A 21,580-nucleotide genomic window follows, 5' to 3' on the forward strand; every position below is an offset into this window, starting at 1 on the left:
TTTGAAAAAAGGTTGTGAGTGTTAAATTGTGTTGACTACTTTGCCCACCGTCATGAAGGCAAAATTTGAGCCTTCGTGGACAGTAGCGAAATGCTGCTGCCCACCTTAAACGTCAAAGGCCGATGCACACGCATCGGCCTTTTTGCGTTTATTCCCGTGTTTTCGGCACTTCCTTGCCACAACTGGTTCGCCGCGTTCGCTCTTGTCCGGTCGGGTTACCTAACCGGAAAGCAGCTTTCCGCCTCGCCACCCCGAACCCAACAACGAAATCTCTCAGACTCTCTCAGTTAACATGCTCGCCCTAGTTAACAGAAATGGGCGAGCGAGAGTATCGATGGCAAAGGCGACCAGAGAGTTCGAGACTGCTGCTGTTTGAGACCGATTTCGGACGGATTCTGGAGAGTGCCAGTGCGAGATCGCCGCGATGAGTGGGGTCGTCCCTGCACGGCTCTGCCAGGAGATCCGTCAGCGAGCGAATCAAACTCGACCATTCTCAGAGAGTGAGACGCTGGACGACGCCTGTCCCTTCGATTTCAAGACCGAGGTCTTCAATCCCGCCAGCATGCTCTCGAGTGGTAAAACCCTATATCACTCGAGTAACGATCTCCCGAGTGATATAACCCAAATCGCTTGACTCACCCAGTGATATAAGATCGAATTTGCTTATATCACCCGACTGACCCGGGGTTAAAAAGATAGTTCGTCGATAGTTGGAGCTCGTCGTGACGATTCGACACTCGTTATCCTTAACCGCCCTTTTTGCTGTCGGCTTTGCGTTGTTGGGTTGGAACCTGGGAGTTGCAAGCCTTTTGCTTTCGCTATTGCCATTCATTGCGGTCCTATCCTTTCCGCGCCCATCATCTAGACTCAAGCACTGGATGCGTCACGTTGCCATAACGCTTACGTTGATTCCAATCTATACACTATCCTTCGCGCCTTTCCTTGCGTCTTACACCGCTTTCTATGGACATCGACGCGCCCCACCGGTGATCGCGTTCTTCACAAGGACTGTCTATGCACCGCACGTCATGCTGGCGAACAATACCACCTCGAAACCGGTTTTCTTCCGTATACTAACCCCGATCCTCGCTGACTGGGACGAGGTTTTGCCTGGCGTACCTATCTTCACCGATGACGCCAGTTTCTAAACTACCCAATCGCATGAGCACTAAGATGCGACGAACCATGGGTTGTTACGGAGCCGGGCTTGCAGGCGTTTGGCAATGGAACATCAACCGATCCGGCCCGCAAAACCCAAACGTTCTGACACGCTTGAGTCGTTTTTGATTCGACCTCCAATGCGACCGAATGCGGACATGACGATGCGTGTGTCGTCGCGGACGAGAATGCTGCCGGTGCAATGACGCAATGGGCCGTTTTGCTTCGGTCAGCCATAGTTTCCCACCCCGTTCAATTGCTTCGAACGCAATCATCTTTCTGCCCTACATCTTTTTGCCATTGCTCCGACGCTGGTAGCGTCGCCATTTGCTTGCATGGCTGGATCGACTCATGCTAAACTGATGCATCGTTGGGCTCGTTTCACTGCAAGCTTGGTAAGCACCGCTCGCGGTCAGAACCATGCGGTGAACGGGAGTTCGCGAGCCAGTCCACTTTAATAAAACATCAAACCCGCGAACCCCGTTACCGCGGTCGTTCTGCCACTGACCCCAACCATGATCGCAGTTCCAACCGACGTCCGAACCGTCCTGCGATTATTTCGCTATGCGACGCTACACCAATTCATTGGACGCCGGTTCACGGTGTCGACGCACGAATCGTTGCGCGAAGACCTTTCGCGCCTCGGAAGCGAACTCGCTGTTGACGCAACGTTGTTACACGAGGATGTACGCAACCTCTATCTGCAAATCGCGAAGTACGGAATTCTTGATCTTCGGTTTGGCGTAGCTCACGACACATTCGACTGCGATTTCCAATCCGGAAAGGGAATCATCCGTGAACTTGGCTTCGGTCCTGATTCCGCGTCGGAATGGGCGGAGGTTTTCCCTGAGTTCGAAGGCATGATGCCTGACATTGCATCTGACATGCATGACAATAAATGGTTTCTGATGATTCACGCGAACATAAGTGGCAACGTCGCTACGGGCCGCGGCTTGGTGGAATCTATTCAAGCATCGAATGATCTAACCAGATTGCCGCTACCTTCCGAATTCGATATCGTGGACGCTTGCGTCACCAATACTACGCACGCCTGGTTCTCCAAACACTTCTACCTATGACGTGGCAGAACAATGCCGTGAACCGAAGCGGCGAAGTCGGGCGGTTTTGAAATGGAAACTTTTTCGTCGCCGCTCGGTTACGGCTGGCGTTCGTCGGACCCACCTGTCATACGGCGATCAGTACCTTCCCTCGAGACACTAGACCAGCTTGCTCCGATGATTGATTTTCAAATCGTGCGAGCCCGACCCGCTGACTGGAAACGAATTCGTTCCATGCGTCTTCGCTGCCTCGGGGATGCACCAGATGCGTTCGGCAGCACGCTCGCTGAAGAACAAGAACGAACTGACACCGAGTGGCGTACTCGAACCGAAAACAAGATGGTCGCTCACTTCCTTGCAGCGACAGCCGATCGGGACGACGTTGGGATTGCCGTTTGTGCGCCCTCCACTCAGCATGAACAAACGGCGGGGCTCTTCGGCATGTGGGTCGCACCCGAAGCTCGACAACAGGGAATCGGTGCTGCTCTTGTCCACACCGTAATCGAGTGGGCACAAAACGAGAATTACCGACGGCTTATTCTCGATGTTGCCAATTCAAACATCCAAGCGATTCGGCTCTACGAATCTTGCGGCTTCGTTCCCACGGGCAAAACGGGAGCCCTTCCACCGCCGCGACAGCAAATTCTCGAACATGAGATGGCGATGATTCTTGACTGACCGTATGATATTCGTAAACGCTGCCGTTGGTGGTCGGCGAACCCGCCTATGCCGACGAACTAGGCGATGAACGGGAGGGCTCGGCGCAGTCGGTCCTGAAGTCAAGCTCCTGCTCTCGCCCCCCGTTATCGCGGTCGTTACCCCATTGAATTTTGACGCACGTACGTTTGCCTGCCGACAAGGATCGCCAAGCTTTGACTCTAATCGAAGCTTGTCGCAACGAATTGCAAGACCTGCTTGGCAGACCGCTGCGCCACTTTGGCACGGTTGATGTTCGTCAGTCGGATGCTGGCCCAACAATAGCTTTCGACCGTGATAACGCGGTTGTGTTGGTCGGACCTCACGCGACATTGTATGAACCGGCTCTTATTGCAAACGTTGCGCACGAATCAGTGCATCTACACCTGACTGACGGTGAATACGGTAACGCTAACGGATTGGAGGAGGGATTTGCCGTACACTTTGAGCTTTCCACAGTCGAAACGCACTACGGGGCGAATGAACGCCAGCACCACGTCGACCATTTGTCAGATAACTACGCTAACGCTCTGTCCGACTACGAGAAACTGCTTTCAATGTCGGACGCTCCTGCCAAGTGTGTGCGAGACGCGTATGGTAAGCTAACTGGAGTGAGTTCACGCGAATTGCGACGGCTATTTACGACTCTCGGCTGGTGGATGTCCCATCGACTTGCCCGTCGGAAACGAATGCGTCCGGGGTAACCATGCCATCCACCGAAGGACGGCATGGGGCGTTTACAAATTGAAACCACTTTGGCCGTCCTCGGTGATGGCGGCCGTTCTGCCAAATGACGACATACCATCGCTATCTTGTCACAGACGGTAAGGCAACAACCTTCGACGAATTGCGCAGAGCAGTTTGTGCGGCCAACGCTAACATTAGCTTCGACCACGAGATGGTGCTCCGCGACGGTGCGGATTGTGGCATCTTGATCGACGTAACCACGAAGGGAGATCCGATCTTTGATGACGACCTAAATTTGGTGCTGGAGCGTCTCAGGTCCGCGACTGGAGGTGACGTGCGAACACGCGAGCTAGTAGCGTCGTCTCAATGCATGGTAACCACGCAGGTAACGCACAACGCTGATAAGGTGGTGCTAGAGGCCATCTGGTCGACAATCCGGTCCTACTGCCCTGGGATCCTCGCGATGGAAGACTACGCTTGGACAATACGCTACTATGATTGACATGCGCCCGCTGACTAAGAAGGCAGAACCAGGCCATGCACGCGAAGGACGGCATCGCGCGTTTACGAATGGAAACCAAACCGGCCGTCCTCGGTGATGGCTATCGTTATCCGATAAGAACGCATATGTTAGCACTAGATGATCCGCGATGGTCCGAGCTTTGGCATTGCTACGGTTCTGGCGAAAATGTTCCTCCGTTGTTGCGACGGATAGAGCGCGCCAAGAAAGACTTGCCGGACAAATACTGGGATGAATTTAGCAACATTCTCTGTCATCAATGCTCGACTGGTTCTGCCAGCGTGGCCGCATTCCCTCACCTAGTTCGACTTGCTGAGGTGAAACAAGGAACCGAGAACGGTTTCCGTTCACTAGACCTTGCGTCACTGGTGCTTGCATTTGAGCTCGGGCAGAGCAACCAACTGAATAGAGAATGGAAGCGGAGTCTGCTACCACATCCAGAATATGTGCTGCAACCGTTCAAGGACGCGATCAAAACAGGGCAGCAACTCGTGGCCCAGCTTCTGTTCAAAAAGAGATATTCATACAATCGAATGGTGCAGCTCCTCGGGATCGCAGGAGCGTTCGGTAAACATTCGCAAGTTCGCCTGCTCATTCCTCAGTTGCAGAATCACACGATAACGTGTCCTGCTTGCGAAGAATATGTTGACACTCGCCAGATGTACACATACTAACACTTGATTCAATACGGCGGATAACCATGCCATTCACACGAAGGACGGCATGAGACGTTTACATGTTGACACCACATTGGCCGTCCTCGGTGATGGCCGCCGTTACCCGACGGAAGATGCTTCATGGCCAAACTTTACGAGAACTCGTTCTATCGGCGCAAAATCTCGACACGCCGGGGCGTTTGGACGACGTGGAGTGCACCGCAAACGTGGAGCTCGTGGTTGATTCGATCCGCTGCTGATGATGTCCTCGCCGAGCTCTCCTCGTGTGACTGTGTCTTGAACATCAGTGACGTAACCGAATCTGTTGCAACACACGCTTTTGTCCCACCTTCCGGTCATTGGTCGTTGCTGGTGCAAACACCGCATCAGAGATGGGCGACCTTTGCGGATCAACTGACTTACAATGAGTCGCTAGAACCACTGAGGAAACAATTTCGGGGCGACGTCCTTACGACGGGCGCAATAGATGATAGCGGAGTCTTTTATGTTCGCCTCTGGACGGCCGGATCGCAAAAACTGGAGCTCGTCACTGATGGAATGGGGTGGCCCACGCCACCTGAAGACATTGATGACGAGGACGAAGATGAAGAGGACTATCGGTCAATCTTCGAGTTTGTTTCCGACAAACACGAAGCCGACTGGCCTCATTCGTTCGACCGTAGTGAAGAGGCCCACCAACAATTGATTATCGACCTAGATGCATACGTCCCGCATTTCTACTTCGCCGACAACGCACTTGGCTGCAGCTACGAACACCGCGACGCTGCGGACATGAAGAAGATTGATCGTGTGTCGTTGGTGGAGCTCTCGGTCCTCCGCGGCGGGTAACCATGCCGTGAACGTGCGGACTGGCAAGGTCTTGAAGACTAGCGGGTGTGAATCCCGCCTGAGTAACTGTTAGCCACAGGCTCAGTATCGAGTTTTGCAGCCAACCTATAAGCATCATGAGCCGAAGTGGTTGGTTGAAGCGTAAACAGAGAGGTAGTGAGGGTGAAAGGTATCGGCTGGCTGCCGAACCCTGAACGAGATTGAGCTCCGAAATTATGGTTTCCTGTTGGATACTGCCCAAGGTCTGTTCATGCTGGAAGGCGAAACTCGCGGTCGCGTCTTGGCGAGCGACAGCGAGAGTCCCGGAGTCGAAGATCCACTCGCGCTACACACTATGTTTTCAAGGCAACCAGTGACGCCCAAAGATTCTTGATCTGACTATGAACTCCAATCATGACAAATCGAGTATGCCCGCGAAGCCGAAAAGGCAACAGAGGCAAATGACTCTTTGGGAATCGGATGACTGCATAGTACCGTTGACTTCGGGTAATTCCGAACGAGGGAAGGCGGTCAGGCCGACACGCGATTCCAGCCGACCACCTGCCACTCACAGAAGTGGAACGCCGGTGTCTGATCGACTGGATCGCATCACCACGAGAGCGAAAGGCGACGCATCAGCGACGTTTAGCAACCTCTTTTCGTTGCTCAATACTGAACTGCTGTTCTACGCGTTCCGACGACTCAAGCGAGACAAAGCACCGGGGACCGACGGTGTCACGGTGGACGATTACGAAGAGAATTTGCAAGGCAACTTGCAAGATCTCGAAGATCGAATCCATCGTGGCAGCTATCGTCCTCAGCCGAGTTTACGCCGAGAGATTCCCAAAGGAGACGGTAAAACGCGACCTTTAGGAATTGCTTGTGTGGAAGAAAAGATCGTCCAGCGGGCGATCGTGATGATCTTGGAACGCATCTACGAGGAGGATTTTCATGATACCTCGTACGGTTACCGTCCCAAGCGAAGCTGCCACCAAGCACTGGCCGATCTGGGCCAGACGATCACACGCCGGCGAGTCAACTGGGTGCTCGACGCGGACATTAAAGGGTTCTTTGACCACGTTGATTTTGGGAAGCTCCAAGAGCTGCTCGGGAGACGCATCGAAGACTCTCGTATGCTGCGTCTGATCACCAAGTTTCTGCACGCCGGAGTGATGATTCAAGACAAACGTTACGCCACCACGGAAGGCGTCGCGCAAGGTTCGGTTCTTTCTCCACTGCTAGCCAATGTGTACTTGCACTACGTGCTGGACGAGTGGTTCGAGCAGCAGGTGAAGCCTCGTCTTAAAGGCGAGTCCTCGATCATCCGCTTTGCGGACGATTTCATCTGCACGTTCGAGCGAGAATCGGACGCGTTGCGTTTTCGTGAGGTGTTGACCAAACGTCTTGGTCGGTATTCGTTAGAGTTAGCTGAGGAGAAGACGAAGTTGCTCCGTTTCGGCCGTTTTGCCAGTCGCGATTGCCAGCGATTGGGTGAAGGGGCTCCGGGCGCATTCGACTTCCTTGGCTTCATGCATTACTGCGGCACAAGCCGCGCAGGAAAGTTCAAACTGAAACGGAGAACATCGGCAAAGAAGTTTCGATCGAAAATCCGCGAGCTCAAAGACTGGTTCCGTTCCAAGTTGACGACGCCGCACAACGAGGTCTGGCCAACGTTGGTCCGCAAACTCCAGGGACACTTTCAGTACTACAATGTCAATGACAATTGGGAGATGCTGATGAAGTTCCGAGAGGCGGCACGAAAGTTAGGTCTTCGTTGGATGCGTCGTCGCAGTCAGAAAGGGCGAAACCTCAGTTGGGAAGCTTACGGCCTTTATCTCGAGCGACACCCGTTGCCGAATCCGGGACAGATTACGGACTTGATCGCGATGGAGAGTGTGAAGTGATGCCCGGTGAGAGGTGTCGGCTGGGAGCCGGATGCGTTAACGGCGCCCGTCCGGTTCTGAGAGGGTTCGGTGATCAATTGGACAAGGATCAAATATTGTGACACCACAAGGAGAAATCTGTGGCAAACCGTGAACACAAAGCGTATCCTAACATCCGAGAGACTCCGTTCTACTCGCCCGGAGCACGCGATCCGGCGTTTTTGAAATGGAAGCCGTAAAGGCGCGTGCCCGGTTACGGCGAACGTTCCCCCATGTAATTAGATGACGACGTATGACCGCTTCGTAATCGACGACGGCGTATCGATTTGCCTATCTGACCTGGAATACGGATTGCGTGCGACCGATGATTCCTATCGGCTTAATGGCGATGCGATCCTACGCGGTGACCACGATTGCGCAATTCTAGTGGACGTGTCGCTTCGCGGATCAGACATCTTCGATGGCGATATTGATCTACTGATCGGTTTTGCCGAGAACCGACGCGATAGTGATGCCATCATCTCGCGTCTCAAGAAAGCGACGTGCATGGTGACGATGCAGCTGGTGAGCAATTCCGATGAATCGGCGATGGAACACGTTTTTGCATTCCTGCGCAAAGCTCTCACTGGATTAACGGTCTACGAAGGCGGTATATTTGATCTCCCCGAGCCGCCGCCTAAATGGATCGATACAATTCGGCAAGTGGTTCGACGACTGTCTCCACACAAATACGAAGATCGGGGGAAACCATGACATGCACGTGCGGACGGCTTGCGGCGTTTGCTTAACGGATCATCAACTCTCCGTCCCCGTGATATCGCCAACGTTATCCGGCTGAACTAGAATATGCAAACAATCACAAGTTTTTAGAGCACTGGTGCTACTACCGGCTTTCGTCGCATTGCCAGCCTGTTCTGATCAGCAAGGCAGTGAGCATCAGCAAACCGGAAATGACACGGAGCCTAAATTATCCATGCAGCCTCGGACCTACCTGAAACATCTCTCTGACTTTGGAGGGTTCGATTGGTTCGTCTTGTTTTGCGAAGCAGATTTTGACGAAGTAGCGGCAGCGTACGAGAGCGTCGCAAAGCTCTCGCTGGAAGACGGAAGGTGGATTGAACCATCCGCCTCCCAATCGGCCATAGGAAAACCGTTTTCCGTTGGGGCTGATAATGCAATTAACGTCCCGCAGCCAATTGTCCGCGAACCTGGTCGGGTGATTTTTCGTCGAATCCAGTGAGTCGCTTAAACCACGTCATGTGTTATCTCGGCTGGTTTTGTATTCTGGAGAAAAGATTCTAACCCACCGCAAAGGATTCGAGCATTGAACCACTCTGGCGAGTTCACCTACCCCAACAGCAAAACGCCTGCGGGGCGAACCTATTGGGTGGTTAAAGGCAAGATGCTCGCCGGAGCCTATCCGGGGCAGCCTGATCCGACGAAGCATCTCGCACGATTGCAATCTCTTTACGATGCGGGGATGCGAACGTTTGTCAATTTGCAAGAAGAGGGCGAGTCGAACTATTCCGGCATCCCATTCGTTCGATACGATGGGGATCTTCGCGACATCGCCGCACTGCAAAACGACACGATTTCTCATTTGCGGTTCCCCATACCCGACGGTGGCGTCACGTCGGTTGATCGCATGCGATCCATTCTGGACGCGATTGATCTTTCGCTATCGGCGAATCGCGGCGTTTATGTGCATTGCTTTGGCGGCATGGGACGGACTGGAACGACGATTTGCTGTTGGCTTTTGCGACATGAGCATGTCAGTCGTGGCAGCGTTTTTTCGGTGCTTACGCGATTGCGGCAGGCTGACAAAGAGCGCGGCAGCTGGAAAGCACCCGAGAACGAAAACCAAGAATCATTCGTGCTGAATTGGGCCGAGTGATGCGGACGCGTCCGAACATTCTGTCCATCTGCAGCAAGAACCAATGGCGAAGCCAATCGGCCGAAGCGACGACCGCATCTCGTTTCGCTCGCGTGGTACAGCAAAGACGGCAGTTTAAACGATTCGGTCAAGCGACATCCACTACATGATTGGTGACGCGATAAGCGATCTGTTCGATGATTGACCCGTTCAACCCAACGATTTTACATAAGCACAAACATGAATATAGACAAGCATATCGTGCTTTTGGGCGATTCGATCTTCGACAACAAAATCTACGTTCCCAATGGCAATAGCGTCCACGAACACCTGCTCGCCAGTTTGTCATCACCAAACACGGCGTCTCTTGTAGCCGTCGACGGGGCCGTTGTCGGTTCGGTTCTTCGCCAGATCGAGCGAATTCCCGATGGGGCAACTCACCTGGTACTCAGCGTCGGGGGCAATGATGCCTTGTACTTGCAGTCGTCGGTCATGGGTGAGTCGAGTGACAGCGTCCACTCATCGCTGGGAAAGATGAAAGCAGCATTGCAAATTTTCGATCGTGAATATGAGCAAGTGATAAGTAGGCTACGCTGTTTCAACATGCCGCTTACCATTTGCACCATTTACGACTGCGTGCCTGGGTTGGACGATGCTTCGTTGGCCGGTCTCGCGATCATCAACGACATCATTACTCGGACGGCATTCAAGAATAGCCTCGGCCTGATCGACTTGCGTTTGCTTTGCAATGAGCCGGGCGACTACTCGGCAATTTCCCCAATCGAACCGTCTCACGAAGGTGGTGCCAAGATCGTAACTGCGATCACGCAAGCCTTTTCCGGCGGTTCAGCGTCGGCCCAAGTTTTCTGTTGAATCGCATCTAGATTACAAACTCGATTTTATTCCGCGATCAGTCGTTTCCATGCTGTGCGTTGTTTGATCCAGTTTGGCTGGGTGGCAATCTTGCGGAGTTCGTCTTCCTTAAATTTTGGCTTGGGGGCGGTGGAGGGTTCGAGCTCGAGAATCTGTTCCTGAATGTCCGGCGCGAGCTGGAGCAGATTCAGTATTTGCGTCACTCGGGCGCGGGTGATGCCGGCGGTGCGGGCGATCTCCGCCTGGTCTTTGACTTGGCCGGTTGCAAGCAAGTGGTCGAGACGAATGGCGAGGGCCATCAGTTTCGACACGTGGGGCAGACGTGGCGTGGGCGGGCGTTTGGCCGCGGTGGGTGACGTGACGCGGTGTTGGCCGCGTGCGGCGGCGGTGGTTTGGAACTTGGCTTGAATGTGCGTCATTGTGTTTGCGTTTCCGAGGTCGGGGTAATGGTGTCGAGGGATTCGAGCCCCGTGGGGCTGAGGGTGATCGACAGGTTGCTGTCGGTAGGGTCGTGGTCGATGCGTTCGATTAGAAGTGACATCAATCGACTTCGCTCGCTGAGGGTCATGTGGTCCCACAGAGTTTCAAGGTCGTCGATTGCCCTGAGGATCGAAACGCGATCGGGTGTGGCGGAGTTGATCGTGGCAAGCTGCTCGTGCAGAGTGCAAAGACGCATACGGTCGCGGTGATGTTGCTCATTGAGCGACGCCAAGGAATCAAGTCGAATAGTTTCGCGGGCAGCGTCGGATGTGGGTACAGAGAGCGAGTCGATGGACCGCTCGGTCCGGTGTATCGCAGTCGCGAGTGCTGTTTGCTCTTTTATGAATTCGCTGCGACGTTCATCGATGGATCGGCGGACACGGTTGCATATCGCGTTCAATATTTTTTCGTCAATCGTCAGCGACTGAAGTTGAGCGACGATGAATCGTTCGACTTCTTCGGCGGGCAATGATGGACGCGGGCAGGTCTTGCGGCCTCGTTTAGTTGCCTTGCTGCAAACGTAGTAGCGATAGCGTTTGGACTTCGTTCGTGCGCCACTCGATGCATGCGTCATCATGCACCCGCAAGCGGTGCAGTGAATGAGACCGGCGAGGACTCCTGGGGAACGCCCATGAACCCTATCGCCGGCGCTTACTCGGTTGGCACGAAGCTTCTTCTGGACAAGATCATAGGTGTTGGAATCGACGATAGCATCGTGCTCGCCCTCGTAGACTTGGTCGTGGTAGGTGACTTTCCCGAGATAGATTCGGTTCGTCAGCAAAGCGTGGAGTGTGTTCTTGTTAAAGCGAACGCCGCCGACCGTTTTGCCAGCCTTGGTTGTCCAAAGTTTTGTCCGGAATCCGCGTTGTTCGATCGCGTCAATCGTTGTTAACAATCCTCCATGCTCAAGGTAGAGATCGAAGATTTGGCGAACACGAACCGCTTCTGATTCGTTGACGACCAACCGCTTCGTTTCACGATTGATGTCGTAACCCAGAACTGGCCGGCCGCCAATGTATTTGCCTTTGCGGCGAGCCGCTCCCATCTTATCGCGAGTTCGTTCGCCGATGATTTCACGTTCAAACTGAGCGAACGACAATAAAATGTTAAGGGTCAGTCGCCCCATACTGGAACAGGTATTGAACTGCTGGGTCACCGAGACGAACGAGCAACCTGCGACGTCGAGCGTATTCATAATTCTAGAAAAGTCGAGCAGGCTGCGGCTGAGTCGATCGACTTTATAAACGACCACGCAATCAATTAAACCGGCTTCAATATCACTGAGAAGGCGTTTCAGCGCCGGCCTTTCCATGTTGCCGCCGGTAAAGCCGCCGTCGTCATAGAGCGTTTCAACTTCGGTCCAGCCTTCACCGCGTTGGCTGGCAATGTACGCAGCGCCAGATTCGCGTTGCGCATCGAGAGTGTTGAAGTCCTGGTCGAGCCCTTCCGTCGTTGATTTGCGAGTATAGATCGCACATCGAATATTTTTGGGCTGTTTGGTAGATGCGATCATTGATTTGCCCCCTTCTTCTGGCTCAGTTTGAAAAATGTGAAACCGTTGACGTGCGAGCCGGTCACCGCGTTAGCGATTGCCGAAAGCGTGCTGAATATCTCGCCGTTGAACTCGAAATCGCTTTGGCGAACCAGAACCGTTAAAGTCCTGCCCTTAGGATTCGCCATCGACCGTTCGGGCGAAAAGAGTATCCCCGTCTCGATAAACATACTCGACCGTTCCCGATGCAACCGCCTGGTTCTTGATCGTTCGCAGGTCGTAAGTCACGCCTGGTTCCGGCGTGGCTCGTTCACCTTCGCTCAAATCATTGACTTCCCGTAGATCGTAAAAATGCTTTTGCATTGCAGTCGTCCTTATCGTTTAGCTGCGAACCGTGAACCGGCCCCGCTGCGTTTTGACAAACCGGCTTTCGTCACCACGTTTGAGGTCACGCAGGATCGCCGAATACAACGTCGCGTGCGGCGTCTTGCCTCCGGGGCTTTCCCAAAGGTTTTGTTCGACCATCGCGGTGATCATTTCCTGGGCGTTCATCGGTTCGCCAGAGGATTCCAAAACCTGCAAAGCCGCTTTCACACACGACAGCTTTTTCTCGCCGCCGGCCGTTTCGTTCGCGGGTTGGTTCGCCGGCTTTGCGACGTGTTTGCGAACGCGAGTCTCAGTGTCCGGCGTTGGTTGTCGCGCCGGTCCTTGCAACCGGCCGGCGGTTTTGACCCGGACTTTTTTGTTGGTCGTCAGGTTCGTCGCCTCCCAACCGCCGGAAGAATGCTCCGCATCGATTCGCACGACCACTTTCTTGTTCGTGACGTTCGCGTAGTACTCGCCGCCAATCTTTACATCATCCTTTTTCATCGTCGTATCTCCCAATTTGTATTCGTGGTTGGCTGCCATCGTCAGGCCGCGGGAACCACCCGCGACAACGCCCGTTCGCGTTTCGGCTTTCGTCCATTCGCGTCGTGCCGCGGTTCCGTCCGCGGCGGTTGCCTTGCGGCGGGCGGGTTACACAACCGCACCCAAGTAGCTTTTGTTGAGCCGGTCGAGCATCTCGCAAAAAATGTAGTGCTCTTCCAAAAGTGGGCCATTCGGCCCGAGGTCGGCGTCGGCCTTCTCAAGGGCGTCGACCAAGGGGCGAAGGTTGTCGGCGATCCGGTAGTACGATTCGCGAATATCTTGGTAGGTCGCCGGATCGAGTTTTTTCATCTCGCTGCGAAGGGCGGCGGCCTTGGTCTTTTGGGTTTCGTTCATGGCCATGGTTTCGTCTCTCGTGGAAAAGGTTTTGAAATCGTTTTGCCGTTTGGCGTTAACACACATGAGCCATGGATTCCGAGAAAGCTCAAGCGAAGTCTCAAAACAAATTCGAATGTTTGGATTGTTTTTCGATTTCCGCGACGTGGCCGACAAACGCAACGTGTCGCGTTGATGCCAGACCCCGGCGAAGCATTCGAAAACGAAGAAACGCCGCGGCGTCGAGCGAACGTCGCGGCGTGTCGGCAAATGAAAAAGAAGTTACCTGGCATCCGCCAGCGTGAATCGTTTTTTCAATTCTTGGAGTTGTTCGCAAAGATGTTTCAGCGAGCCAACGTGATCCCATCCGATTGCAGGCGTGGCATGAAAGCGGCGTCCCCGTCGATAAACTATGGCGACAAGACCCTGGCGTGACCTCGCGGGCCACGGCGGTCTTCGGCACTTGGCGAACGGCGATGGGCGCCGCTGGGTTTAAATCGCCTCGCGAAAAGTGGTCGCGAGATCGGATCTTGCGTGAACTGAAACAACGACGTGGGAATTGCCAAACCAAAGATCGAAAGTTGGAAAGCGCCGCAGCCCGCTACTTCGGCTCCATTCGCGAAGCTTTGAAAGCTGCCGGCCTACCCGCCAAAACTAGTCCGCCAGCGCACTGTGATTGGACTCGCCAGAACGCCATCGAGGCGATTTGCAAACGTGTCGCTGATGGGAACGACCTGCGAGCGACATGCCGCGAAGATCCAGCACTCTACGTCGCGGCGAGACGTCTATTCGGAAGCTGGACGTGCGCACGCGAAGAGGCTGGATTCCCGATTCCCATCAAGAAACGATTGTCTGCAGACGAAGTGAAACGGCAAATCCGAAAGCGGCATCGCGACGGACTGACGCTGTCGAACATGCGGGTGCGCGACCTGGATCTTCATCGTTCCGCGAAATGGTGCTTCGGTTCGTGGGGGGCGGCCGTTGAAGCAGCGGGCTTGGAATTGACGATGCGTCGGCGATGGACCAAGCAAAGAATCGTTCAGGCGATGCACACGCGTCACGCTGGCGGCGCCGCGCTGTGCCGAACTTGGCGTGAAGATAAGTCGCTATTTCGAGCCGCGATTCTTTGGTTTGGAAGCTGGGAGCAAGCGATGCGGGCAGCAGACTTCGAGCCGATCCGCCGCGAACGTTGGACGAAACAACGCGTCATCGAAAGATTGCGAGCGTGGCGAGAACGCACGCGTGATACCAACCTGTCAATTGCTGAACCGAATCTATCTGCGGCGGCGACGCGTCTGTTCGGCAGTCTCGATGCCGCTTTCCAAGCAGCCGACATTCCACCTTCTCCGCGACGATGGACCAACGAACGAGTCATCGCCGAAATCCAAGAACGCTACGTTCGCGGCGAACCCAAGCACACTCAAGGACTGGGCGACATTCGATTGGCGTACGCGGCAAAGCGACGTTTCGGTTCATGGGCTAGCGCAGTCGACGCGGCAGGGCTAGCCGATCGCATTCCCATTGCCAAACCACTCAGGCGCTGGAGCAAGCAGCAGGTCGTTGATGCGATCCAGCGAGGTATTCGTGACGGCGTCCAACTGAGTAACATCAGCAAGACCGAACAGGGACTCTACAACGCGGCCAAAACGCACTTCGGCACCTGGCGAAAAGCGGTCAAGGCGGCCGGCGTTTCGCCCACGCGCCGCCAGTGGAGCAAGCAGACGATTCTCGCCGAGATCCACGAGCGTCATCGACGCGGTCAAACACTCGCCAGCGGTCACCCGACCACCGTCGGGCTTGTCGCTGCGGCCGGACGTTACTTCGGCTCGTGGTCGGCCGCACTGCTTGCCGCCGGTATCCAAAACGATTCGACCAACCGGAGGGCGGCGTCATGATTCGCGAAGCCATCATTCGCAAGATTGTTGAGTGTGACCTGGCCGGGGTGAGTCTGCTCGAAGACGAGGTCCTCCGCGACGACGAACTTCTGCACGCCGCCGCGATCGATGAATTCGGATCGTGGGAAACGGCACTGGAGTATTCCGGCGTCCGTGCCCGCGACGTTGGCCGCAGTCGCGATTTTGGGGCCGAGCGTACCAAGCAACAACTCCGCCGTTTGTGTACGACTGGCTACGACCTGGCGGCCCGTCCCAACCGAACTCGCAACCGCGCGCTCTACGACGCCGCGATCACCCATTTCGGTTCATGGCGAGATGCCCTCACCGCGGCCGGCATCAACCTGACCAACGTATCACGCCGCCGTCCCAAGCACCTCGACCGCGAAACGATGATCCTCTGGCTCCGCGACCGCCATGCCGCCGGCCAATCGCTCATCTACACCGAGGTCTGTCTCGAAAACCGAGACCACGCCATGGCGATCCGCCGCATGTTTGGCAGCTGGGCCAAAGCTATCGAAGCGGCTTTTCCGCCGACAGAAAAACAATAGTTGTCATGTGTCGGTAACGAGATCGCCGACAAATCTTGCTCGCTAACACATGAGTGTCAGCTAACAATTCATTGTTATCCTGGCAACAGCTTGCATTCTCGCGGCGAATCGCCTAGTGCGGACCCGCATGCTAGGTGATGTGGGAGGGGCCCCGGAGCAATCCGGGCCCCTATCCCGATCGGCATTGTTCTGCCCCGATCACTGCGTCGAGGTGCCGAGTATTGTATCGGGTTTGGCCCGAAGCCAGTACCGAAGTGTGTCTATTGCTCGTCGTTCTGTTTCGTTCAGCTCTTCTGCAGTCGCGATGTCTGAAATCGCGTCGGCGACCGTGTCGATTCCAAAACAACGACAAAGATAGTATGGCCACTGTTCGACGCTCAAGTTCCAAAGCGGTAATGAGCGGCGAAGCATCTGTCGGAGTGGAGCGTCACACGATGGCATGAAGTCGAGCAGCAACTGGCCGGCTGATTGCTGGCAGTCGTATGCGGTCAATAAGTCTGTCGAACAGTCATAAAAAGGGACACAGTAGAACATCGAGAAGTGCCCGGTCTCCAAACTGTGTTTGAAGTGCCAAAACGTGTTTCTGCTTCCATCTGCCAGATGCGATGAGCTGCGCAACCTCTTTGGGCTCTCGTTGGATCATCATTTCAGTGGCAGAACGCCCAGCGTAACCGGGCGGCGGCGGTTGACGTTGACTTCAAATCCTGCGTGATCCGCCGCTCCGAATCACGCAATTGTTCGGCGTGGTTTTTAGGTGGAACTTTCATCGGGTGGGAAGTCTGGCCCGACTCCAGAGCCTTCATACGACAGTTGATCGATGATTGACTTATCGCGGAGATACCAACTGGCCCAACTCAGCGGTGTATCTTTGTTGGCATCACGAATCGTCGGATCGGCACCAGCGTCCAAGAGCAATTGAATGACTTCCGGACTACCCCACGCTGCAGCTCGATGCAATGGGGTTTCACCCCGCACACGCGCGTCCCGCCACAGCCCATACGTCTTCATTCCGGGCTTCGTTCGGGAATTAGGGTCCGCGCCATGCGCTAGCAGTAATCTGACCGGACGAGCGTCAGTGCTACCGGCTTCGCCGTGCAACACTGTTTCGCCGCTATGTGGGCTTGAACGGTTAACGTTTGCCCCCGCTTCAACCATCAGCCGAAGACACTCATAATTGCCACAAACGCCGACGATCACCGGATACTCCCACTCATTGCACTGCAAATCTGGATCAGCAGTATGCTCCAGCAAGTATTGTGTTACTTCAGGATGGTAGGTCAAAAGCGGTCCTATCCCATGTTTGTCGACGCTGTTTGGATTAGCACCCTCCTTGATCAAGCGTTTTACCGTCTCAAGTTCGCCGGCGAGAGCGGCTCGAACAAGTTCATCGTTGCGTGGCAGATCAATCATAGAAACGCTCGTCATCGGCAGCTGTGTGGTTCAATGATGTTTACACAGAACGGTAGGGTTTTGCGGGCCGGGAGAGAGTGTGGTCCACTTCAAATTGCCTGCAGCCCGGCTCCGTAACAACCCATGGTTCTCCGAGGTTTGCAGAACGCACCCATGTTCAACTTGGATTACTGTTCGACCTTGAGCAGTTTATAAATCTCTTCAGTGTACTGGTGACGATTAACAGAGACTAGATCCGTTGCGGTCATTTGCGAATCTCCGAACGGAACGTCAATTCGACCTCCGCATTCGAGTGATAATTCGATTAGATCAGTACGGGGAACCAAATCCGAATAGTGAAACAGGGCAGTATACAGCCCGATGGTAGGATCCGCACCAAGGTCGTAAAAACGCTTGGCTAAGCCAACCCATTTTCTGAAGTTGGATCGATCGCCATGAGCGAAGTACATCAGCAAGGATATCGCTGGCGTTCGGGGACCGCCTGACATTACAGCGGTCGCATCAGCACCGCGGTCGAGAAGCATGTTGGCAATATCAAACTGATTGCTTTGCATTGCATACATTAACGGCGTCTTATCTCGCACCAAGCGATTGTGCTCGCCAACAACCTCAAACGCCTCGGCGTTGTTGTCAATTTCCGAGAGCACAAACTGGGCATCACCAACTTCGATTGCTTTGAATAGACGCTTGATCGATGCTTTGTTCATGGCCCCTCATTCGGATAACGACCGCCATCACCGGGTGGCGGGAGTTGACTTTTCTTTCACAAAACGCTGGGCACCGCCACTCCGGTGGATGGCATGGTTATCCAGGGTTGTAATGCGTCGCGTTGACAATCTGCGGTACAGAGCGAATTGTTCGCCCCTCAAAGTCTAGCTCGCACCACAAAACGGCATGCTCAGAGCGGCCATCACCCTTTCGACTTTCAAAAGGCGAGTAATCTGGTCCCGGACGAGCTCCCCAGTTCCATACCCAACGTCGTTTAGCGAATTCTTCAAGTGGTGTTTCCGCGTAGATATTTCCAGGGGAGATCAAAGTCTCTTTGGCGCTCACTCGCAAAACTTCGTATTTCTTCCCCGGAGCGACCGTGACCGTCTCTTCACCAAGTGCCACAGTCGCTTTGTCGCCTCCGCTCATTCCCGTTTCCTGTCTCGAACTGAGGTGAAGAGGCCAATGAGTTCCGTTCGATCCGGAAGCACACAAACGAATGCGATTTGGCGAGTAGGTATCGGGGACGTCCGCAGCTGTTGATGTGCCATTCACAATCGTGATCACAATATCGAAGTTCTCCAACCGTTTCCAATCGCCGTCAGGAGCCTCAATATCGGATTGGAGGATTAGTTGGACGCGAACATCCAATTGGGCGAATGCAGCACCGCCTGTCGAACAGGCAGCCACACAAAGAAAGAGGAGAAGTCGCAAGAGCATGGGTATCTCACGTGGATAACGTTGACGATCAGCCGGCGGCGATGGAAGATCAACCACTTCAAAACGCCCGATTTCGCCGCTCGGTTGCATCGTTTGGTTCGCCAGGAGTCCAGTTGACCACGCACTCCGGCAACGCCCGCCGAATGGTAGAAACGCCAGCTTTGGAAATCTTTGTGTTTTTGAGTCGAAGATATCGCAAGTCAGACAGCCGAGAAAAGTGTCTCACGGATTCGTCAGTGATCGGGATTTCATCGATTTGCAGTTGTAGCAGAGAATCCACATTCGACAAATGAACCATCCCGTCGTCACTTACCGGAAGACCTCCAAGATAGAGCTTCTCAAGCGATCTCAGCGCACGAAGAGAAGCAAGTCCATCATTGGAGAAGGTTGCATTGGACAAGCTGAGACGCGTCAACGATTCAAATTGACTGAGAAACACGAGGTCACGATCCACCAGTCGAATGTCAACCAAATTAAGGTAACTAAGCCGACCACTTCCAGCTAGAACGGTCAATCCGTCGCCCGTAATTGAGGTGTAGGAGGCGTCCAGTTCTTCGAGTTGGCTAAGCGGTTGCAAATAATGCATTCCGGCATCAGTGATTTCATAACAACCTGCAAAGCTCAGTCGTTTTAGCTCGGGAAACGCAGTGACCCATTTTAGATCATCGTTGGATAGGTCGCGAATTGCATGGCCCATGTCGGATAACGCCACAGGATCTTGAAACCAGATTTCCTCGACGTCACCCTTATCATCGAACCGGACAGTAGCGTGCAGGCTTTGGATTGCTTTGAGACTTTCTTCACGGTTCAGTAATGACTCAGCAATGTCGTCGCGCGTTGCACTCTCACCTTCGTGCAGACGCGACGTCAGCAAGAGCGAAGACATCGCGCATATGGAAATGACCAGGATTATGGCGGCAAGTCGGCGCATCGGCATGAAACTTGAGCGAGAGTTGAAATGCGTTTTCAGAAGAGAGCGTGATTGGCGGACGACCGGGATCACCGAGGACGAGCGGATAGGCGACCACTGCCAAACCGCAACGCCGAGTCCTTCGTATGCATCCCATGGTTCGCCGCATTTGCAGCGGATTGCCATCTACCACGATGATCGACGTTGACCCGATTATATCAAACGCAACGGCTGCGACCAAATGGAATAACCGAAAGATCACAAGCCTTAGCGATCACGGAATTGGCAATTCCAACGTGCGCAAATTGAATGCGTTTCACGCGGGAGCAACGAATACCAGCGGAGTCGTCGCCGTCATTTTGCCCAGTTCACAGGACCGTCAACTGGACCGAAACTGGATCCGCTGACTAGCCATAGTTCTCCAGTGATGCGGTCGTAGCGGTAAGCCTTATCGCCAGCTTGAATCATGGCGTATCGATTGAAGGTTGCGTAAAGCCAAACGCAACAGATCAACGTTCCGCAGATCATGGCAATCGAAAGGACTATCTGGCGGGCAGACATAGAAGGGTCCAATTTGATGTCGCAGGTGGCCGGGTAGATGCGATGCAGTATTCAGTCGGCGAACGGGACCGATCAGCCGGTCGCGGCGGTTGATCTTCCATTTCGAAACGCCCCGCTACCGCGACTCGGTTGCATCGGATGGTTCTGCCGGTTCTGTCGTTGTCAATCATCTCATCGCGATCATGTTGCAGCAATCCCAGCGGCTGCCAATTCCTGCGTCAAATGATAGTGAGCCCAGTAGCGATACTTGCCTGGATTGAAATCAACGGGGTGCAAGGCCAGTTGTGTCACAATGATTTTCGCGCCAAAATTGCATGAGGTGAGGGCATCCCTGAATCCATTCGTAATAGCAAGTTTAGCCGCATCGAGGTCTGACGGGGCAGGGTCATTGAGATAAATGGAATCGAATGCCACATCAAATTCGTCTGCCGGCAAAAGCGTGGCATCCACGTCGAACCGGACATAATACGAACCGCCGCTCGCTCCTTGTGCGGAGTGTTTTACTTTGAACGTGAAGGAAGTTCCGATTGGCGGATTCATGTGGGCAGTAGTCAGTTTGGATTCAACGTGCGAGCCATCACCGAGTATCGATCTTGTGGCAGAACGGTAGACATAACCGAGCGGCGGCGGGCAACAGACCACTTTGAAACGTCGACGCCGCCGCTTCGGTTCATGTCATGGTACAAGTAAGCCGCTATCGCGGCGGGGGTACTTTCTCTTGGTCGAGGATTTGCATTCGCTTCGAGTCGACGAGCGAATTATTCTAGGCATTATAGCGGGTTCTGTAGCACAGCATGGACACCCAAGTCTGGATCACCCGAGGGGCAGGCTCACTGCAATTCCAATGAACTTTGTTCTGGAATTCGGCGGCCCCTGCAAACGGGCACCCCCAACCGCGTTGAACTGCTAGCTGTGCTACTGAGTTCAACACCAGACGAACCATTAATTTCCTTGGAAATACTTGAACTTCGACCCGGCTTCGAGCGAAAATGATCGTTCGTAGCTCCGCGGAAAGTCTACACCGAAGGGGAGACCGATCGAGGAGTGACTCGGCAAATAACGACGAAACGGATAGATTCAATAGGCCCCGAGACGCCAAAAGTCAAAAGCTCAATAAGGCAAAACCCGTACCATATCTTGGCAGCCGAGACCAACTGACACGTCACGAGCGTTACAGTTCCACCGGGCTTCTTGAACAAAGGCCTTGAGCTTCGGCTAGTCTCCCGAGCCACTCTGGTTCACAGAACGTTAACCATTTAACGAGATTCAGGCTCAACCTCCGCCCAACGCGAAGTCAAAGCCTTACTGGTTGAACAAAGGCCTTGAGCTTCGGCTAGTCTCCCGAGCCACTCTGGTTCACAGAACGTTAACCATTTAACGAG

At 54.1% G+C, this 21,580-nt stretch carries 25 protein-coding genes and 1 other RNA gene; 14 read left to right on the forward strand and 12 right to left on the reverse strand.

What is annotated here, in order from left to right:
- The first annotated feature begins 1,673 nt into the window (after positions 1-1,673).
- From SH528x_RS17135 to SH528x_RS17180, 10 genes are all read left to right on the forward strand, one after another.
- The gene (locus SH528x_RS17135) at positions 1,674-2,237 is read left to right on the forward strand and encodes a hypothetical protein (protein ID WP_442511715.1); all 564 of its coding nucleotides are present in this window, start codon (positions 1,674-1,676) and stop codon (positions 2,235-2,237) included.
- A 213-nt stretch (positions 2,238-2,450) separates the two neighbouring features.
- A complete protein-coding gene (locus tag SH528x_RS17140) occupies positions 2,451-2,894 on the forward strand; it encodes a GNAT family N-acetyltransferase (protein ID WP_442511716.1) in 444 nt (147 codons plus the stop codon).
- A gap of 152 nt (positions 2,895-3,046) precedes the next feature.
- Positions 3,047-3,616 (forward strand): hypothetical protein, encoded by a 570-nt coding sequence (locus SH528x_RS17145; RefSeq protein ID WP_442511717.1) that lies wholly within the window; start codon positions 3,047-3,049, stop codon positions 3,614-3,616.
- 86 nt (positions 3,617-3,702) lie between these two features.
- On the forward strand, positions 3,703-4,101 hold the full coding sequence (locus SH528x_RS17150; protein ID WP_442511718.1) for a hypothetical protein: 399 nt from the start codon (positions 3,703-3,705) through the stop codon (positions 4,099-4,101).
- Between the two features lie 35 nt (positions 4,102-4,136).
- The gene (locus tag SH528x_RS17155; RefSeq protein ID WP_442511719.1) at positions 4,137-4,793 is read left to right on the forward strand and encodes a hypothetical protein; all 657 of its coding nucleotides are present in this window, start codon (positions 4,137-4,139) and stop codon (positions 4,791-4,793) included.
- Between the two features lie 123 nt (positions 4,794-4,916).
- On the forward strand, positions 4,917-5,624 hold the full coding sequence (locus SH528x_RS17160) for a hypothetical protein (protein ID WP_442511720.1): 708 nt from the start codon (positions 4,917-4,919) through the stop codon (positions 5,622-5,624).
- 566 nt (positions 5,625-6,190) lie between these two features.
- Positions 6,191-7,507 carry a group II intron reverse transcriptase/maturase gene (gene ltrA / locus SH528x_RS17165; RefSeq protein WP_442511721.1) on the forward strand — a complete coding sequence of 439 codons (1,317 nt, stop codon included), beginning with the start codon at positions 6,191-6,193 and terminating at the stop codon, positions 7,505-7,507.
- 261 nt (positions 7,508-7,768) lie between these two features.
- Positions 7,769-8,239, forward strand: a complete 471-nt coding sequence (locus tag SH528x_RS17170; RefSeq protein WP_442511722.1) for a hypothetical protein — start codon at positions 7,769-7,771, stop codon at positions 8,237-8,239.
- A gap of 571 nt (positions 8,240-8,810) precedes the next feature.
- Positions 8,811-9,380, forward strand: a complete 570-nt coding sequence (locus SH528x_RS17175) for a protein-tyrosine phosphatase family protein (protein WP_442511723.1) — start codon at positions 8,811-8,813, stop codon at positions 9,378-9,380.
- A 219-nt stretch (positions 9,381-9,599) separates the two neighbouring features.
- Positions 9,600-10,232 carry an SGNH/GDSL hydrolase family protein gene (locus SH528x_RS17180; RefSeq protein WP_442511724.1) on the forward strand — a complete coding sequence of 211 codons (633 nt, stop codon included), beginning with the start codon at positions 9,600-9,602 and terminating at the stop codon, positions 10,230-10,232.
- 26 nt (positions 10,233-10,258) lie between these two features.
- On the opposite strand, the gene SH528x_RS17185 is transcribed toward SH528x_RS17180, so the two are convergent.
- From SH528x_RS17185 to SH528x_RS17215, 7 genes are all read right to left on the reverse strand, one after another.
- Entirely contained in the window at positions 10,259-10,651 is a 393-nt protein-coding gene (locus SH528x_RS17185) for a hypothetical protein (RefSeq protein WP_442511725.1), read from the reverse strand.
- Positions 10,648-12,225 (reverse strand): recombinase family protein, encoded by a 1,578-nt coding sequence (locus SH528x_RS17190; protein ID WP_442511726.1) that lies wholly within the window; start codon positions 12,223-12,225, stop codon positions 10,648-10,650. Before SH528x_RS17190 ends, SH528x_RS17185 begins: the two co-directional genes overlap by 4 nt.
- Entirely contained in the window at positions 12,222-12,392 is a 171-nt protein-coding gene (locus SH528x_RS17195) for a DUF2924 domain-containing protein (RefSeq protein ID WP_442511727.1), read from the reverse strand. The genes SH528x_RS17190 and SH528x_RS17195 overlap by 4 nt, the downstream gene beginning before the upstream one ends.
- Positions 12,379-12,567, reverse strand: a complete 189-nt coding sequence (locus tag SH528x_RS17200) for a hypothetical protein (RefSeq protein ID WP_442511728.1) — start codon at positions 12,565-12,567, stop codon at positions 12,379-12,381. The genes SH528x_RS17195 and SH528x_RS17200 overlap by 14 nt, the downstream gene beginning before the upstream one ends.
- 18 nt (positions 12,568-12,585) lie before the next feature.
- Positions 12,586-13,074, reverse strand: a complete 489-nt coding sequence (locus SH528x_RS17205; protein ID WP_442511729.1) for a winged helix-turn-helix domain-containing protein — start codon at positions 13,072-13,074, stop codon at positions 12,586-12,588.
- 26 nt (positions 13,075-13,100) lie between these two features.
- An RNA gene (locus SH528x_RS17210) (hammerhead ribozyme type II) lies at positions 13,101-13,162 on the reverse strand.
- 59 nt (positions 13,163-13,221) lie between these two features.
- Entirely contained in the window at positions 13,222-13,473 is a 252-nt protein-coding gene (locus SH528x_RS17215; protein ID WP_442511730.1) for a hypothetical protein, read from the reverse strand.
- Positions 13,474-13,641: 168 nt separating this feature from the next.
- On the opposite strand from SH528x_RS17215, the gene SH528x_RS17220 reads away from it, so the two are divergent.
- The 3 genes from SH528x_RS17220 to SH528x_RS17230 are packed head-to-tail and all read left to right on the forward strand — an operon-like array spanning position 13,642 to position 15,889.
- Positions 13,642-13,881, forward strand: coding sequence for a hypothetical protein (locus SH528x_RS17220; RefSeq protein ID WP_442511731.1), 240 nt, complete (start codon positions 13,642-13,644; stop codon positions 13,879-13,881).
- The gene (locus SH528x_RS17225) at positions 13,878-15,341 is read left to right on the forward strand and encodes a hypothetical protein (RefSeq protein WP_442511732.1); all 1,464 of its coding nucleotides are present in this window, start codon (positions 13,878-13,880) and stop codon (positions 15,339-15,341) included. The genes SH528x_RS17220 and SH528x_RS17225 overlap by 4 nt, the downstream gene beginning before the upstream one ends.
- Complete coding sequence (locus SH528x_RS17230) at positions 15,338-15,889, forward strand: hypothetical protein (RefSeq protein ID WP_442511733.1); 552 nt, start codon at positions 15,338-15,340, stop codon at positions 15,887-15,889. The genes SH528x_RS17225 and SH528x_RS17230 overlap by 4 nt, the downstream gene beginning before the upstream one ends.
- Positions 15,890-16,639: 750 nt before the next feature.
- Here SH528x_RS17230 and SH528x_RS17235 read toward each other — a convergent pair.
- From SH528x_RS17235 to SH528x_RS17250, 4 genes are all read right to left on the reverse strand, one after another.
- The gene (locus SH528x_RS17235) at positions 16,640-17,314 is read right to left on the reverse strand and encodes an ankyrin repeat domain-containing protein (RefSeq protein ID WP_442511734.1); all 675 of its coding nucleotides are present in this window, start codon (positions 17,312-17,314) and stop codon (positions 16,640-16,642) included.
- A gap of 152 nt (positions 17,315-17,466) precedes the next feature.
- The gene (locus SH528x_RS17240; protein ID WP_442511735.1) at positions 17,467-18,006 is read right to left on the reverse strand and encodes a hypothetical protein; all 540 of its coding nucleotides are present in this window, start codon (positions 18,004-18,006) and stop codon (positions 17,467-17,469) included.
- Between the two features lie 97 nt (positions 18,007-18,103).
- Complete coding sequence (locus SH528x_RS17245; protein ID WP_442511736.1) at positions 18,104-18,727, reverse strand: hypothetical protein; 624 nt, start codon at positions 18,725-18,727, stop codon at positions 18,104-18,106.
- 58 nt (positions 18,728-18,785) lie between these two features.
- Positions 18,786-19,613: a hypothetical protein gene (locus SH528x_RS17250; protein WP_442511737.1), complete on the reverse strand. Its 828-nt coding sequence runs from the start codon at positions 19,611-19,613 to the stop codon at positions 18,786-18,788.
- 13 nt (positions 19,614-19,626) lie between these two features.
- Between SH528x_RS17250 and SH528x_RS17255 the strand changes: the two genes are divergently transcribed.
- On the forward strand, positions 19,627-19,845 hold the full coding sequence (locus tag SH528x_RS17255; RefSeq protein ID WP_442511738.1) for a hypothetical protein: 219 nt from the start codon (positions 19,627-19,629) through the stop codon (positions 19,843-19,845).
- Positions 19,846-20,378: 533 nt separating this feature from the next.
- On the opposite strand, the gene SH528x_RS17260 is transcribed toward SH528x_RS17255, so the two are convergent.
- Positions 20,379-20,648, reverse strand: coding sequence for a hypothetical protein (locus SH528x_RS17260; protein WP_442511739.1), 270 nt, complete (start codon positions 20,646-20,648; stop codon positions 20,379-20,381).
- Positions 20,649-21,580: the final 932 nt, after the last annotated feature.

It is taken from the genome of Novipirellula methanifontis, assembly GCF_052161655.1.
GTDB lineage: Bacteria > Planctomycetota > Planctomycetia > Pirellulales > Pirellulaceae > Novipirellula.

Coding starts and splice junctions, on each gene's coding strand:
- SH528x_RS17135 (WP_442511715.1), top strand. CDS start 1,674: ATGATCGCAGTTCCAACCGACGTCCGAACCGTCCTGCGATTATTTCGC.
- SH528x_RS17140 (WP_442511716.1), top strand. CDS start 2,451: ATGCGTCTTCGCTGCCTCGGGGATGCACCAGATGCGTTCGGCAGCACG.
- SH528x_RS17150 (WP_442511718.1), top strand. CDS start 3,703: ATGACGACATACCATCGCTATCTTGTCACAGACGGTAAGGCAACAACC.
- SH528x_RS17155 (WP_442511719.1), top strand. CDS start 4,137: ATGCACGCGAAGGACGGCATCGCGCGTTTACGAATGGAAACCAAACCG.
- SH528x_RS17160 (WP_442511720.1), top strand. CDS start 4,917: ATGGCCAAACTTTACGAGAACTCGTTCTATCGGCGCAAAATCTCGACA.
- SH528x_RS17170 (WP_442511722.1), top strand. CDS start 7,769: ATGACGACGTATGACCGCTTCGTAATCGACGACGGCGTATCGATTTGC.
- SH528x_RS17180 (WP_442511724.1), top strand. CDS start 9,600: ATGAATATAGACAAGCATATCGTGCTTTTGGGCGATTCGATCTTCGAC.
- SH528x_RS17185 (WP_442511725.1), bottom strand. CDS start 10,651: ATGACGCACATTCAAGCCAAGTTCCAAACCACCGCCGCCGCACGCGGC.
- SH528x_RS17190 (WP_442511726.1), bottom strand. CDS start 12,225: ATGATCGCATCTACCAAACAGCCCAAAAATATTCGATGTGCGATCTAT.
- SH528x_RS17195 (WP_442511727.1), bottom strand. CDS start 12,392: ATGGCGAATCCTAAGGGCAGGACTTTAACGGTTCTGGTTCGCCAAAGC.
- SH528x_RS17200 (WP_442511728.1), bottom strand. CDS start 12,567: ATGCAAAAGCATTTTTACGATCTACGGGAAGTCAATGATTTGAGCGAA.
- SH528x_RS17205 (WP_442511729.1), bottom strand. CDS start 13,074: ATGAAAAAGGATGATGTAAAGATTGGCGGCGAGTACTACGCGAACGTC.
- SH528x_RS17215 (WP_442511730.1), bottom strand. CDS start 13,473: ATGGCCATGAACGAAACCCAAAAGACCAAGGCCGCCGCCCTTCGCAGC.
- SH528x_RS17220 (WP_442511731.1), top strand. CDS start 13,642: ATGCCAGACCCCGGCGAAGCATTCGAAAACGAAGAAACGCCGCGGCGT.
- SH528x_RS17230 (WP_442511733.1), top strand. CDS start 15,338: ATGATTCGCGAAGCCATCATTCGCAAGATTGTTGAGTGTGACCTGGCC.
- SH528x_RS17235 (WP_442511734.1), bottom strand. CDS start 17,314: ATGACGAGCGTTTCTATGATTGATCTGCCACGCAACGATGAACTTGTT.
- SH528x_RS17240 (WP_442511735.1), bottom strand. CDS start 18,006: ATGAACAAAGCATCGATCAAGCGTCTATTCAAAGCAATCGAAGTTGGT.
- SH528x_RS17245 (WP_442511736.1), bottom strand. CDS start 18,727: ATGCTCTTGCGACTTCTCCTCTTTCTTTGTGTGGCTGCCTGTTCGACA.
- SH528x_RS17250 (WP_442511737.1), bottom strand. CDS start 19,613: ATGTCTTCGCTCTTGCTGACGTCGCGTCTGCACGAAGGTGAGAGTGCA.
- SH528x_RS17255 (WP_442511738.1), top strand. CDS start 19,627: ATGACCAGGATTATGGCGGCAAGTCGGCGCATCGGCATGAAACTTGAG.